Annotated in this window: 14 protein-coding genes and 1 tRNA gene; 12 read left to right on the top strand and 3 right to left on the bottom strand. The window is 46.5% G+C overall.

Going from position 1 to position 13781, the window contains the following annotated elements:
• The first annotated feature begins 60 nt into the window (after positions 1-60).
• The 6 genes from VLA77_00625 to VLA77_00600 all read left to right on the top strand — a co-directional run bounded on the left by VLA77_00625 (position 61) and on the right by VLA77_00600 (position 6504).
• Positions 61-1488, top strand: coding sequence for a phosphomannomutase/phosphoglucomutase (locus VLA77_00625; protein HSE29076.1), 1428 nt, complete (start codon positions 61-63; stop codon positions 1486-1488).
• 68 nt (positions 1489-1556) lie between these two features.
• The gene (locus VLA77_00620) at positions 1557-2903 is read left to right on the top strand and encodes a phosphomannomutase/phosphoglucomutase (protein HSE29075.1); all 1347 of its coding nucleotides are present in this window, start codon (positions 1557-1559) and stop codon (positions 2901-2903) included.
• Positions 2904-2980: 77 nt separating this feature from the next.
• The gene (locus VLA77_00615) at positions 2981-3250 is read left to right on the top strand and encodes a co-chaperone GroES (GenBank protein ID HSE29074.1); all 270 of its coding nucleotides are present in this window, start codon (positions 2981-2983) and stop codon (positions 3248-3250) included.
• Positions 3251-3258: 8 nt separating this feature from the next.
• Positions 3259-4905: a chaperonin GroEL gene (groL, locus tag VLA77_00610; GenBank protein HSE29073.1), complete on the top strand. Its 1647-nt coding sequence runs from the start codon at positions 3259-3261 to the stop codon at positions 4903-4905.
• A gap of 122 nt (positions 4906-5027) precedes the next feature.
• Complete coding sequence (locus VLA77_00605) at positions 5028-6089, top strand: hypothetical protein (protein ID HSE29072.1); 1062 nt, start codon at positions 5028-5030, stop codon at positions 6087-6089.
• Positions 6090-6174: 85 nt separating this feature from the next.
• Positions 6175-6504, top strand: a complete 330-nt coding sequence (locus VLA77_00600) for an ASCH domain-containing protein (protein ID HSE29071.1) — start codon at positions 6175-6177, stop codon at positions 6502-6504.
• A 58-nt stretch (positions 6505-6562) separates the two neighbouring features.
• Here VLA77_00600 and VLA77_00595 read toward each other — a convergent pair whose 3' ends face one another.
• On the bottom strand, positions 6563-7084 hold the full coding sequence (locus VLA77_00595) for a hypothetical protein (protein HSE29070.1): 522 nt from the start codon (positions 7082-7084) through the stop codon (positions 6563-6565).
• Positions 7085-7163: 79 nt separating this feature from the next.
• Here VLA77_00595 and VLA77_00590 point away from each other — a divergent pair, with 79 nt between their 5' ends.
• Positions 7164-8192: an SIS domain-containing protein gene (locus VLA77_00590; protein ID HSE29069.1), complete on the top strand. Its 1029-nt coding sequence runs from the start codon at positions 7164-7166 to the stop codon at positions 8190-8192.
• Here the strand turns inward: VLA77_00590 and VLA77_00585 are convergent.
• Together VLA77_00585 and VLA77_00580 are read right to left on the bottom strand one after the other, a co-directional pair.
• A complete protein-coding gene (locus VLA77_00585; GenBank protein ID HSE29068.1) occupies positions 8189-9418 on the bottom strand; it encodes an ABC transporter permease in 1230 nt (409 codons plus the stop codon). The genes VLA77_00590 and VLA77_00585 overlap by 4 nt on opposite strands.
• The gene (locus VLA77_00580) at positions 9415-10287 is read right to left on the bottom strand and encodes an ABC transporter ATP-binding protein (protein HSE29067.1); all 873 of its coding nucleotides are present in this window, start codon (positions 10285-10287) and stop codon (positions 9415-9417) included. Before VLA77_00580 ends, VLA77_00585 begins: the two co-directional genes overlap by 4 nt.
• A gap of 124 nt (positions 10288-10411) precedes the next feature.
• Between VLA77_00580 and VLA77_00575 the strand changes: the two genes are divergently transcribed.
• The 5 genes from VLA77_00575 to VLA77_00555 all read left to right on the top strand — a co-directional run bounded on the left by VLA77_00575 (position 10412) and on the right by VLA77_00555 (position 13769).
• Positions 10412-10502: transfer RNA gene (locus VLA77_00575), tRNA-Ser, on the top strand.
• Positions 10503-10593: 91 nt separating this feature from the next.
• Entirely contained in the window at positions 10594-10878 is a 285-nt protein-coding gene (locus tag VLA77_00570) for a hypothetical protein (protein HSE29066.1), read from the top strand.
• 88 nt (positions 10879-10966) lie between these two features.
• Positions 10967-11653 (top strand): ABC transporter ATP-binding protein, encoded by a 687-nt coding sequence (locus tag VLA77_00565; GenBank protein HSE29065.1) that lies wholly within the window; start codon positions 10967-10969, stop codon positions 11651-11653.
• On the top strand, positions 11650-12918 hold the full coding sequence (locus tag VLA77_00560; protein ID HSE29064.1) for an FtsX-like permease family protein: 1269 nt from the start codon (positions 11650-11652) through the stop codon (positions 12916-12918). The genes VLA77_00565 and VLA77_00560 overlap by 4 nt, the downstream gene beginning before the upstream one ends.
• Positions 12918-13769: a hypothetical protein gene (locus VLA77_00555; GenBank protein ID HSE29063.1), complete on the top strand. Its 852-nt coding sequence runs from the start codon at positions 12918-12920 to the stop codon at positions 13767-13769. Before VLA77_00560 ends, VLA77_00555 begins: the two co-directional genes overlap by 1 nt.
• Positions 13770-13781: the final 12 nt, after the last annotated feature.

Here is a 13781-nt window from a genome sequence, read left to right as displayed (position 1 = left end):
TAAGACAACGCCTTTTTGCGCAACCAGCGCTTTGTTTGAATACATAATCAAGGAGTTAAAATGAAAATTAATCCACATATGTTTCGTGGGTATGACCTTAGAGGTTTAGTGGGCGAAGATTTAAATCCAGAAATTGCCGAGCATATTGGTCGCGCGTTTGGAACCTACCTAAAAAGACAAGGGATTACCGAAGCTGTAGTTGGTCGCGATTGTCGTCAAACCAGCCCGGAATATGCCGCCAGCTTGATCGAGGGTCTTAATGCAACAGGTGTTGATGTGATCGATATTGGTATGCATATGATCGGCACGTTTTATTGGTCGCAATATTATTTGAATCGCAAGGGTGGCGTTTACGTGAGCGCGAGCCACAATCCGCCGGAATTTAACGGTTTTAAGTTTGCCAATGATTTTTCGGAAACTTTAGTGAGCGATGGTATGCGCGAACTTTGCCGAATGGTGCAAGAAGAAGATTACGACATGGCAGAAAAACCAGGCAAGGTTGAACAGCGTGATATTCGCCAAGCTTACTTTGACGATATTTTAAAACGATTACCAATTAAAAAAGGGTTGCGTGTGGTGGTCGATCCGAGCTGCACAACTGCTGGTGGAATTGCGCCAGATCTTTTGCGCCAAGCCGGTTGTGAGGTGATTGAATACAATACAAAAGTGGATCCTACTTTTCCGCTTGGTGTAGCTGATCCAACCGAAAAGCACGTGCTCGATCGTCTAAGTAAAGAGGTGTTAGAGGCAAAGGCAGACGTTGGCTTTACATACGACGCCGACGGTGATCGTATTGGAATTGTTGACGAAAAGGGTGGAATAATCTGGAATGACATGCTTGTGGCAATTTTTGCCGAAGCGGTTCTGATGGATCATCTCGGTGCAAAAATTATGTTCAACACATTTTGCTCAAAGGCAGTGCCCGAAACGATTACCGCAAAAGGTGGCGAACCATTTATGTGGCGCACCGGCCACTCGTTCTTAAAAAAGAAGAACCAAGAGGTTAAGGCTGCGTTTATTGGAGAGCTTTCTGGCCACTTCTTTTTCTCGGCTGATTTTTATAATCACGACGATGGGTTGTTCTCGACTTTGCGCCTGATCCGTTACCTAAGTGAGACAGGTAAAAAACTTAGCGAAATAGTGGCGGCTATGCCTCAATATGTTTCGAGCCCAGAAATCAAGCTAGCCTGTGCTGATGACAAAAAGGTTAAGTTGGTTGAAAAATTAGTGCCAATACTCAAAAAAGATTTCCCAAGCGCCGAGATCATTGACGACGAGCGCGCAGGTGATGGCGTACGGCTTGAAACGGATGACAGTATGTTTGTGGTGCGCTACTCGCAGAATGGCCCGTACCTAGGTATTAAGCTTGAGTCGAAAACCCAGCCGGGCTACGACAAGCTCAAAAAATATCTGTCAGATCTGTTGCATAGTTTTCCAGAAGTAGAATGGGAAAACAAAATTGCCGCAAACGTAGATGCTTTAAACTAAGTTTGCTCTTTGCGCCCTGGATTTTATTGCCAGGGCGCCTATAATGAACTTAGTTAAGGGGGCGCGGCGTGAATTTAGACATTTTTAAAGCATACGATGTCCGCGGCAAAGTTGGCGAGGATTTAACCCCCGAAGTTGCCGAGCGGCTGGGTCGCGCGCTAGCGACATGGCTGCCAACCGCAGGAGCGGTTGTTGTAGGGCGCGATATTCGCACGGACTCAGCTCAACTTGCCGAGGCTTTTATAAACGGGGTACGTCAACAGGGAAGGGATGTTTGGGATTTGGGCCAGATCACCTCTGACATGATGTACTTTTGCGTGGGGAAATTTGGGCTGGCCGGCGGAGCAATGATTACATCTGGGCATATTCACTCAGAATACAATGGTCTAAGGTTCTGCCACGAACAAGCGCGACCAATTGGAGTGGGCGAGGGTTTGATGAATATTCGTGATCTCGTGGTAAGTAATCAGTTTGTATCGCCTCCTCAGACTGGGCAAGTTATTAAAAAAGATATAGCCGATGATTGGATTGAGCACGTTTTAAGCTTTGCCGATCTTACAAAATGGCCAAAATATAGGGTGGCGATAGATACTGGTAATGGGGCAGCCGGCCCAATTTTACAAAAAATTGCCACTAAATTGCCTCTGCAAATTTTTCCAATGTATTTTGATCCGGATCCTAGTTTTCCAAATCATCCGGCAGATCCGTTGAATGGCGACAATCTAACTCAAATAAAAGCTAAAATTAGCATCGAAGCTTGCGATTTTGGATTCGCATTCGATGCTGACGGCGATCACGCTTTAATGCTCGATGAGCAAGGCGAGGTGGTAACGGGCAAGGTGATAACCGCAATTTTGGCAACATATTTGCTTGGCAAAAATCCGGGGGCAACAATTTTGTATAACTTAATTTGCGGTCAAACGGCCAGGGATGCAATTGTTGCGGCCGGCGGTAAGCCGTTTAGAACGCGCGTGGGCTTTGGCTACATTAAGGCCGATATGCGTACACAAAAGGCGCTTTTTGCAGGTGAACACACTGCGCATCTTTACTTTAAGGATAATTTTTACACCGACTCTGGTTTAATTGGCATGATTTTATCTATCCAGGCCTTAGCCGAGAGTGGCGAAAAGCTCAGCGATTTGGCGAATAAGTATCGTAATAAATATGTGTCGTCTCCCGAGATAAACTTTGAGGTCGAAAACAAACCGCAAGTTATTGAAAGAGTACGGGCAACTTTTACCGATGGCGCACAAGATCTGCTTGATGGAATTACAGTAGCTTACGAGGATCAAGGTAAATGGTTTAATGTTCGGCCAAGTAACACTGAGCCGGTTTTACGTTTAAACGCCGAGGCAAAAAGCCAACAGGATTTGGACGAACTGATTAATAAAGTTACTAAAATTATCGAAGAATAAATACTCGCTAGCACTCTTGCCTTGACAGTGCTAGTCAGACTATAGTAAATATGTAGTTACAAAAACTGGAGGTTATCATGAGTCAAGCACTTAAACCGCTTGCAGACCGAGTTGTCGCTGTCCGCGAACAAGCCCAAAATAAAACTGCATCGGGCTTATTTTTACCAGACGAAGCCAAAGAAAAGTCAGTAGTGGCTAAGGTTGTAGCTGTCGGTAAAGAAGTTAAAGAGGTCAAAAAAGACGACCTTATTGTGTATAAAGAATACTCCGTAACCGAATTAAAAACCGGCGGAGTCGAATATTTAATTGTTAAAGAAGAAGATGTTTTAGCTGTTTTGGCTAAATAAGGAGTTTTATGGCTAAAAAAGTTTTTTATGATGATGATGCGCGTCGCCGTGTTCTGGGTGGAGCGAAAGCCCTGTATGATGCCGTGAAAGTTACCATGGGTCCTAAAGGCCGCAACGTAGTTATAAGCAAAGGCTACGGTGGCCCAACTGTTACGCACGACGGTGTGAGTGTAGCGAAAGCGATCGAACTTCCCGAAGAAGACAACGAGGAATTGGGCTTTAAAGTTGGAGCTGATCTAATTAAGCAAGCCGCCAACAAAATGAACGACGTAGCCGGTGACGGAACTACGACTGTTACTGTGTTAACTTACAACATTTTGGCTGAGGCCAATCGCTTGATTGCTGCTGGCCACAATCCAATGGAGCTTCGCAAAGGAGTTGAGGCGGCTGGAGCTGAAATCATTGCCAAACTTAGTGGCATGGCCGAGCAAATCGGTAGTAAAAAAGAGCGAATCGCCGAAGTCGCAACAATCAGCGCTGGCGACAAAGAAATAGGCACCTTAATTGCTGATGTAATCAGTAAAATCGGCAAAGACGGCGTGGTAACCGTTGAAGAGGGCCAAGGCCTGAAGCTAGAGAGCGAAGTGGTCGAAGGCTTCACTATGGACCGCGGCTTTGTAAGCAGCTACATGGTGACCGACACTGCACGCATGGAAGCTAGCTACGACAAGCCGGCAATCGTGATTACTGACGAAAAAATTACTAGCGTACAACAATTTTTACCAATGCTCGAGAAGTTAGCTCAAGCTGGCAAAAAAGACTTAGTATTAATTGCCGAAGATGTCGAGGGTGAAGTACTCGCAACTTTGGTTTTGAACAAATTAAAGGGTGTGTTTAACACGGTTGCGGTTAAGGCTCCGGCATTTGGCGACCGCCGCAAAGAGATTTTGCAGGATCTAGCTGTGCTTACAGGTGCGACCGTAATCACCAAAGAGCAAGGTCACAGCTTTGAAAATGCAGAACTGAGCATGGTTGGCTCAGCTCGCAAAGTGATTGTAGGTAAAGATGAAACTACAATTATCGAAGGCGCCGGAGCAACCAAAGAAGTAAACGCGCGAATTGCCGAAATTACAGCTCAAGCGAGCGCTGCAACCAGCGAGTACGACAAAGAAAACTACGAAAAGCGTGCAGCAGCTTTGGGTGGCAAAGTTGCCGTAATTAAAGTTGGTGGCGTTACCGAAACTGAGATCGAAGAGAAGAAGTTTAGAGTAGACGACGCCGTAGCTGCGACTAAAGCTGCGTTGGCCGAAGGTGTGGTTGCCGGTGGTGGCGTTACGCTGGTTGACTTAAGTAAAACAATCGATGTTGCTGGCAACGATAGTGTTGCAGCCGGGCACCAGCTTTTGAAGAACGCACTTGTTCAGCCGTTTAAACAACTGATGTTAAACGCTGGCTTAAATGCCGACGAAAAGCTTCCACAAGTTATGGCAAGTAAAAAAACCGGTCAAGGTTTTGATGTAAACAGCCCTGAAAAACTAGTTGATTTAAAGGGTAAAGGTGTAGTCGATCCAGCCCGCGTAACTAAAGAAGCGATCCAAAACGCCGTGTCGATTGCAGCAACGGCAATGACAATGGGTGCTTTGGTGGTCGATATTCCAAAGGATGAGCCAGCTGCAGCTGCTGGCGGTGGCATGCCTGGTATGGGCATGATGTAGCTAACCTTGTTTAGCGCCTACATGAGCGCTAGGTGATTAAGGGCCGCTTACTCGCGGTCCTCTCACTAGAACTTATTTAATTTTATGTTATAATATTTTCTTCGGTATCACGAGGAGGAAAAGTGGCCGAAAACCCGAAGTCGACGGATGCAGATCGCATCGTCGGATTCTTGCTGCAGCACCACGGGCGTATCTCTGGTCGCATGATCGGTGGTAAGTTCGAGGAGCCGACCGTGGCAATCGCTCTGGCGTTTGGGATTCCGCTTGCGGAAATCAATGCGCTGGTCGCCACCATGTGCCGTGAGCGGAGGACATGGGTCAAGAAAGAGGGGGACGTGATCGTCGAGATGGGGTTGAAGAAGCTCCCTCGAGGCGCCCATAACTCTCCCGTTACCACGACGAAGATCGACAAGAAGCCGGAAGATGGTGAGGCGGAAGTGAGAGAGTCAGCCGACAAGCCGACCGAATTGCTAAGTGTGGAGCGTCGTGCCGAAGAGGCTACGAAGCTCCTGACGTACTTGCAAGGAGACGATGTCTCTATCGAGTGTGAGGGTGGTGACATGTGTTACGAACACAACACCCGCGGCAAACACAATTTCATTCCCGACCACAACAGTATCCTCAGCCTGGCGGCTGAAGTTCTGACCGGGATCACCAGGCGGCAGGCGTCGAGCATCGCGAGCTTACTGAACGCGATGGGTCTGCGCTGGACCGATAACGTCGGCGGTGGACTCCGCCGACACTTCGTCGATACTTCCATCACGCGAGTCACGACGGAGATGGTGAAACAGGCAGAAAAGGCTAAGGCCACCGAGACTTCGGTCAAGGCGGGCGCGCCCGACGAGCCTGAGGTTCCTGTCGCCGAGGAGCAGCCGGCTACAGAGGTTAACTCCAACCCTCTGACGAACCTGCTTCAGGCGGCTGCGGTGATTCGTGATCTTCGCATCAAGGTCGCTTCGCTCGAAGGTCGACTGTCCAAGAAGACGGATGACCTGAGTGCGGCGCGTTCAGCCAACCGCACGCAGGCCAGCGAGATCGCATCGCTCAAGCGAGAGATCGAGCGGCTGACAGCTGAGGTGGCCGCACTGGCTCACCTTAAGCCACTGGCTGATGCGGCTGCGGCGCTCGGTAAGGAGATCGGGCTGGCTACACAGCTGAAGCCCGGGGCGTCAAAGAGGAGCTGACCTCCTCAGCTCCCGACGCCAAGGGGCCCACATCGCAGAAATGTCGCGATGTGGGCCCCGCAGAAATTCCTGCTACACTTAAAGAATGATCTTTAGAAGTGAAGTAGACGAACCAACATTCGAACTTATTTTAAGCAAGAAACGTATAATCGAACCACGATTATACGATGAAATCCACGCCAAAATAAAAGCTGGCGACATGATTGTTTTTATCAATCGCGAAACTAAAAAAGAAATCGTAGCAAAAGTCGTAGGAATTTTGCGTTTCGGAAGCTTTAAAGAGTTGTTTAATTCTTATCCAACTGAGCGTTTCGGTAAAACAGAGCGAGAACTTTTAGCTGATATGCGCCAATTTTACGGCGAAAAGGAGCTAGCTCTTGGGGTGGCGGGCTTTAAGATACATAACTTAAACTAGTATAAATCTAATAACCTTAGTAAGAATAACCTTCGAACCACCCCCGGGTACTTAGATGCTATTTTTTACCGCTAAAATAGCTAACTTCGCGCATTACATCGAGCAATGCTTTGGCACGCTTGGCTTCGTCGGGAATTTCTTTCGCGGCGTTAAATGTAGCTTGTAGTAAACTTTGGTCGTCAGTAGAACGGATTACTAAAAGCATTGTGTCAAATTTTTCCTCAGGCGGAAGGTCTAGCTTGCCTAAAAGAGGTTTAATTGCATTAACAACATCATCCTTAATTTTGTCTAAGCTGTCGTCGCTGGTTGAGCTGTGGCTTGTAACTGCAGGAGTTTCGGGCTCATCTTTAGTGTCGTTTGAATCAGCGCCAGGGCTCCAGCTACTTGGAGCAGGAGTTTCGACTTCTTCATCTTTTTCCGGTTCGCTAACTTGTGGAGCGGGCGGCTGGCTGGCGGAATCATCTGTAATCATGCTTGGCATAGGGGTTTCCTCGAACTTCATGCCGCTCTGGTCGCTTAATGCTTTTGCCAAATCATCGTCACCGCTGACTGGAGTTTGTAAGTGTTGATCTTCGTTCATGCCCACCCCTTTTAATGCTATAATCTTTAACTACAGTATAGCGTATTTTGGCAAATAGCAAATACCTAAAAGGAGGGACATGCTTGACGACATCAACGTAATCAAACAACGAGATCCGCAGGGTGCGCTCGCCATTGCAGCCAGTTCGCCTGATCAGTTAAAACACGAATTTACGGTAGATTTTACGCCAACAAAACCCGTTTTGAACGTGGTTTTAACAGGTATGGGCGGTAGTGCGTTTCCGGCTGGTTTTGTTAGCACCTGGCCTAAACTTACTGTGCCATTTTTAATTAGTCGCGATTACGTTTTGCCGGATTTTGTTGGCACTGAAACCTTGGTGATTGTAAGTAGCTTTTCGGGTAACACCGAAGAAACTCTAAGCTCTCTCGAAGACGCTCGCAAAAAGGGTACACAAATTGTTATTCAGGCAAACGGCGGCAAGCTAAAAGCTAAGGCTGCCCAGTACAATTTACCGTTTGTTCAGATTCCAGATTGTGCGCAACCACGAATGGCGAGTTTTTATTTTTACAAAGCAATTGTAGCAATTTTAGGTGCAGCCGGCTTAACAGATAAAAATATTGGTCAGCAGCTTACCGATCTATCTTCAAAAATGGCTGAAACAGTAAAAACCTGGGCCGCAAATGTACCCGAAAAAGATAACTTGGCTAAACAAATTGCTCAGCATATGGTTGGCAAAACGCCAATTATTTATAGTGGACCACTAATGTATCCAGCGGCGGTCAAATGGAAGATTTGTGTGAACGAAAACGCCAAAAATACAGCTTGGTGTAACATTGTGCCCGAGATGTGTCATAACGAGTTTATTGGCTGGTCCGGTTTGCCAGTCGAAAAACCGTTCGCTGTTTTTGATATTGTAAGCAGCTTTGAGCACGAGCGAACTAAACTTCGCTTTGAAGTGGTCGATAAACTGCTATCGGGTAAACGACCTAAAGCGTTTAGGATTGAGGCAAAAGGCGATACGCAGCTTGAGCAAATGGTTTACGCAATCATGCTGGGTGAACACGCATCCGTTTACTTAGCGATTTTGAATAATATAAATCCAACGCCGGTAGATTTGGTAGAGAAATTGAAGATTGCATTAGGCTAATTAAACGAGCGCAAGGCTTCTATAGGATCCTTGCGCGCCGCTTTAATTGCAGGCCATGCGCCAAAAACTACACCAACAGCTAACGAGATTGTCAGGCTTGCTGCAATAATTTGCCAGGTGAACCCAGGCATAAATCCTATGAAAGTGCCGGCGGCATAGGCAAGCCCAAAACCCACGACGATTCCCAAAAATCCGCCAGCTAGGCTCATAACCAGGGCCTCGATCATAAACTGGCTTAACACTTGGCTGTTTGTTGCGCCAATGGCTTTGCGGATGCCGATTTCGCGAGTGCGCTCGGTTACACTAACAAGCATGATGTTCATTATGCCAACTCCACCCACGATGATTGAGATCGCGGCGACAGCACTTATTACGTTGCTAAAGGTTCCCAAGATACTGTCGGCGATTTGGATTGTTTCGGCAGGCAATAAGACAGCAACGTCGTCTTCGTTGTGGTGGTTGCTGATAAGTTTTTGGTGGATCGTTTCGGCTTCGGTTTTGGCGTCTACGCCGGGCTGTAGGCGCAGGTTGAGTTGCTGAATTTGCGCCACACCTTGGTTAAAAGATTTGGCCGCCGGCAGAGAAATAAATGCTGCATTGTTAAGATCAAAAACCGTGCTAACAGTAGTGCTCGATGGGAAGTAGCCCAAAACTCCAACCACGGTGTATTCGTGTCCACGAATTAGAACTTTTTGACCCGTAGTTACTTCGCTCCCAAACATTTCGAGCGCAAGATTACGCCCCAAAACAACTTTATCCGTGCCGCTTGTAGAGCTTATAAACTCTCCGGCGTTAACTGATAAACCCAAAGCTTCATCGCCATCGGCTGTTGTACCGACAATAACGCCACTGCTAAGTTTTTTGTCCATATCAGATACACTTCCGGTAACTAGCATGAGGGGTGCGATCTGTGAAACGTTTGAATTGTGTTTAATCGATTCCAGGTCACTCTCGGTAATTGTTGACGTGCCGAATGCCGCTAAGTAGTTGTAGTCTTTTAAAAAACCGTCTTCGTCGCGATGTGCTTTGCCAGGGCGAATAGTCAAAATGTCGTCGCCGAGTTCACTGACTTGGCCGCGGATGTTATTTTTTGCGCCTTCACTTAGCGATAAAATTGCCGTAACCGAGGTTATGCCAATTATAATACCTACGATTGTTAATGTTGTACGAACGCGAGTAGAGCGCAAGTTTTGAATAGCGAGTTTAAAGTTGGCGAAGAATCTCATTTGCGGCGACCTTTTTTAACGGCTTTGCGGCGCGTTTTTTTACTTTTTCGGGTGGGCTTTTGTGGTAAGGCTTCTTCGGTCATGGCCTCAGTTGCGTTCGCAAAATCCTCATTGGCTTTTACGGCCGCTTCCATAGCCTTGCGGAAGGTGCTTAATGGGCGTTTGTCTTTTTCTACTTCGTCGATTGGGTGCTTGCTGTCGCTGGCGATCCTACCGTCAACCATTTGGATTATCCGATCGGCGTAAATCGCGACGTCCGGGTTGTGTGTGACCATAATTATTGTGTTTCCGCGGCGATGGATGTCGGCCAGTTCTTCCATGATAATTTCGCTGGACTTTGTATCTAGATTGCCGGTGGGCTCGTCGGCTAAAATTAGCGACGGTTTAGTTACAAGTGCTCTCGCAATCGCTACTCTCTGTAGTTGACCCCCGCTTAACTGATACGGCATATAATATTCGCGCTCGTTTAAGCCAAAGCTTTTTAAAATTTTGCTGGCGGCGTTTAGGCGTGCGGTTGGTAAAATGCCTTTGTATGTTAAAGGTAGGGCTACGTTTTCAATTACGTTAATGCGGCTGAGTAAATTAAAGTTCTGAAAAACCATTCCGATATGATCGCGTCGCATTTTGGCGCGACGGCGTTGGCCGAGCTCGGCTACAGACTTTCCCTCGAGGTAGTATTCGCCGTGAGTTGGGGTGTCGAGTAGGCCGATAATGTTCATTAAAGTGGTTTTGCCGCTGCCGCTTGGGCCCATGATTGCCACAAATTCACCTTTATCGATTGTTAAAGTGATACTATCAAGAGCGGTTGTGGTGGCGTCGCCAATGCCAAAAAGTTTACTAAGCCCAAAGATTTCGATTACTGGTTGCATTAACCTTATTATAGAAGCCCAGGTTTACAGATAACAGACTTTTTTTCACAACATATTTACAAAGCCTGCATACACACTTACTTCCTGACGATGAATAGCCTTATCTGTTATAATGTAATCCGTTGGAGAGATCGCATAGTTGGTCTAGTGCGCACGCTTGGAAAGCGTGTATGGTCGCAAGGTCATCGAGGGTTCGAATCCCTCTCTCTCCGCCACGAACTTATTTTGGTAAAATTTTAAAATTATTCTATAATTCACAGGTCTTAACGACGGAGCCTATAAGCTCCCCGCTTGAAAGAGGACCTTATGCCGATTCCAGATTATGGCCCCGAGCGCAATGCTCTGGAGGCTACCTGGCGCGAGTTTTGGCTGGCGTATATAGCGCTGACATCTGCTCGGCTCAACATGGAGCTGGGTGGAACTGCTGAAAGCTCTGAATTCGACAAAGCAGAACAGCGTTTCGCGAATGCCGTCTTGGAACTACAAGAATTGTGCGACGATGTTCAATTCTTGAGGAACATGCTCCATCATGACTTTGCCTTTAGGGCAGCAAGACAAGAACTCGCCGAAGTTCTCGGTCTCAAAACATGATACCTTCAAGCGGACGCCTGCTGGCTTAGCCGGTCGGGCATCCCGAATTTATATGAAAAGCGTAAACATTAGTGTTAAACTGTGGGTAATGATTTTTAATGTAGACTCCATAACTAAAATTTATGGCAAGGGTGACAACGCTTTTGTCGCGCTGGATAAAGTTAGCTTAAATATTAAAAGGGGCGAGTCGATTGCGATCCTGGGTAAGTCGGGGTCCGGTAAATCGACCTTGATGCATGTTTTGGCGGCACTTGATCGAGTGAACTCTGGTGAAATTAACTTCGACAAGATTGCATATCAGGACATGAGCGCCAAGAAACTCGATAAATTGCGAAGCGGAAAGTTTGGGTTTATTTTTCAGCAATTCTTTTTAAACGGTCGTGAGACTGTGCTCGAAAACGTTATGCTGCCGCTTAAAATCGCTGGAACTTCTCGAGGAGATCGTAAAGCTCGAGCAACTCAAGCGCTTGAAGAAGTTGATCTTTTAGACAAAATTAACAATAAGGCAATTAATTTAAGTGGTGGCCAAAAACAACGCGTGGCAATTGCGCGGGCCATTGTTAACGAGCCCGAGGTTATTTTTGCTGACGAGCCAACGGGTAACCTAGATAGTGAGAATGGCTACCGAATTGTTGAACTACTTTTTAGACTCAACAAACAAAAAGATATTACTCTTATTATCGTTACGCACGATGCCGAACTCGCAAATATGTGTCAGCGTCAATTTGTAATGAAAGACGGCAAATTAACAGAGACGAGTAAGGGTAAAAAATGAAGTTCTTAGATCTAGTAAATACAGCAAACCGCAACTTGACCCGGTCTAAACTACGAACCTTGCTAACGATTTTGGCAATCTTTGTTGGCGGCTTTACTTTGACTCTAACAAGCGCGCTTAACACTGGAGTTAATGATTATTTAAATCGCCAATTAGGGAGTGTGAACTTACCGGGGGCGTTCGAAGTGGTTCCAAAAACGGAATTTAATCCGTTTAGTACTGATATTAGTGAGTATAATCCGGACAAAAAAGTTAATAGCATTCAGCAAAGCTTAACTGCTAGTATGGATTTGACAGATGTAGCCAAGTTCGAAGACGTTGCTGATGTTGAAGATGTTGTGCCTTACTATGCAATTAGCGCCGAGTATATCCAGAATGGCGAAGGTAAAAAATACCAAGTCGTGCAGATAAACCAAGATTACGGCTTACAGGTTGATCTGGAAGCTGGTCAACTAATGGGTGCAAACGACAAAAACGGCGTAATTCTACCTTCTAAATACCTTGCACCGCTAGGGCTCGGAACTGCAAACGAGGCCATTGGCCAGCAAATAACTTTAGCCTACAAGGGCGCTGACGGCAAAATTGAAGAGAAAAAGCTTACAGTTGACGGCGTTTCGCGCGAGTCACTTGTAACTGGTGTGATTTTGTTTGTCGATGGTGACACGGCTAAGCAGATGGCAGCTGCTCAGGGGGTGGATAAAAAATTTAGCCGAGTTATTGTAAAGTTCCCAGCCTCAATAAGCGATAGTGTTCCGGACAGCGAACTGCAGTCACGAATTGAGGCTACAGGTAATTACACTGCAGCATCGTTCGAAGAACAAGTTAGTTCAACTATGTCGGTAGTCGGCGCGATTACTGCGGGACTAAACGTAGTCGGTATAATTGCTCTTGTGGCGGCTAGTTTTGGTATAATCAACACCTTGCTCATGAGCGTTTACGAAAGAACTCAAGAAATTGGTTTAATGAAGGCGCTTGGAATGAGTCGCGGTAAAGTATTTAGCTTATTCGCGATCGAAGCAGTTTTAGTAGGTTTTTGGGGGTCGGTCGTGGCGGTATCGGTTGCAACCGGAATAAGTATTTTACTCAACAATTTTGCTGGCCAAACTTTTTTAAAAGACTTTGATGGCTTTACACTACTGGTTATTACCCCCGGTGGTGCAGCGTTTGTGATCGTGCTAATTATGTTGATTGCCTTTTTGGCGGGAACCTTACCGGCTATAAAAGCTTCGCGGCTTGATCCGATCGAAGCACTGAGGAGTGAATGATGACGCCATCTTGGGGTACCCCCGAGCCAGAGGAAGTTAGAGGCCTAAGGACTGAGAATAGTTTTCTTAGGGGTGAGAACGAGCGATTATCAGAAGAAAACGAAAGACTCAGGCTTGGCCATGAGCTAATGATGCGAATTTTAAATGAGGTCGCGCTTGATAAAAACACCGATCTTATGATTGCGAGCGCCTTTGGAGTTAGTTTTGACCTCTTAAAGGAGGCCGGGCAACTCGATCGAATGCGTAGCATGGACTACAGAATGCGCCTGGTGTTCTTAGATTTAGATAAAATGAAAGTACACAATGCGATTGGTGATCATGACGGCGGTGATGCTGCGTTGGCTATTGTGGGATCTGTGCTCAACGGGCTGTATCGGCGGGCCGGAGATCGGCTCATGCCAACACCCGAACTTAATGATACTGTCGAAGATATAATTGATGCTCAAGGAACGGTGAGTCTGGTGGCGCGTTACCAAAAAGGCGACGAGTTTTTAGCGGCAATGCTTCAACCGCCTACAGATGAGTATTCGTCGCGAATAGGCACGGTGGAAGACCAAAAAACTTACCTAGAAGAGGGCTTTAAGGGTTTGTACGCCAAGTATCCATCTACAAATCCAGATTACCCAGACGGCGAATATGAACTGGACGGTGTTAAGTTTAAGGTAGAAAATGGCATTGCCATTGTTCCGCTTAGCTTAACCTTCGGGTTAGTTGAGGCTCCGGTGCCTCGTGATCGTGATGAGCTTCGCAAAAACGTTGGTGTGGCCGATGCTATGATGATGGACCTTAAACGTAAAAGAACTTCGGTAGCAACTTCGGGATCCGCAATTAGCCTTTTACCAAAAGCGTAATCTGTGTATAAT

The organism is Candidatus Saccharimonadales bacterium (genome assembly GCA_035457485.1).
Taxonomy (GTDB): Bacteria; Patescibacteriota; Saccharimonadia; order Saccharimonadales; family EFPC-124; genus DATIBO01.
The sequence above is the reverse complement of the archived record's forward strand: the minus strand, read 5'-3'. Positions and strand labels throughout refer to the sequence as shown.

Bases quoted from the DNA above. Each gene is read 5' to 3' on its own strand.
- VLA77_00625 (HSE29076.1), top strand. From the start codon at position 61: ATGAAAATTAATCCACATATGTTTCGTGGGTATGACCTTAGAGGTTTA.
- VLA77_00615 (HSE29074.1), top strand. From the start codon at position 2,981: ATGAGTCAAGCACTTAAACCGCTTGCAGACCGAGTTGTCGCTGTCCGC.
- groL (HSE29073.1), top strand. From the start codon at position 3,259: ATGGCTAAAAAAGTTTTTTATGATGATGATGCGCGTCGCCGTGTTCTG.
- VLA77_00600 (HSE29071.1), top strand. From the start codon at position 6,175: ATGATCTTTAGAAGTGAAGTAGACGAACCAACATTCGAACTTATTTTA.
- VLA77_00595 (HSE29070.1), bottom strand. From the start codon at position 7,084: ATGAACGAAGATCAACACTTACAAACTCCAGTCAGCGGTGACGATGAT.
- VLA77_00590 (HSE29069.1), top strand. From the start codon at position 7,164: ATGCTTGACGACATCAACGTAATCAAACAACGAGATCCGCAGGGTGCG.
- VLA77_00585 (HSE29068.1), bottom strand. From the start codon at position 9,418: ATGAGATTCTTCGCCAACTTTAAACTCGCTATTCAAAACTTGCGCTCT.
- VLA77_00580 (HSE29067.1), bottom strand. From the start codon at position 10,287: ATGCAACCAGTAATCGAAATCTTTGGGCTTAGTAAACTTTTTGGCATT.
- VLA77_00570 (HSE29066.1), top strand. From the start codon at position 10,594: ATGCCGATTCCAGATTATGGCCCCGAGCGCAATGCTCTGGAGGCTACC.
- VLA77_00565 (HSE29065.1), top strand. From the start codon at position 10,967: ATGATTTTTAATGTAGACTCCATAACTAAAATTTATGGCAAGGGTGAC.
- VLA77_00560 (HSE29064.1), top strand. From the start codon at position 11,650: ATGAAGTTCTTAGATCTAGTAAATACAGCAAACCGCAACTTGACCCGG.
- VLA77_00555 (HSE29063.1), top strand. From the start codon at position 12,918: ATGACGCCATCTTGGGGTACCCCCGAGCCAGAGGAAGTTAGAGGCCTA.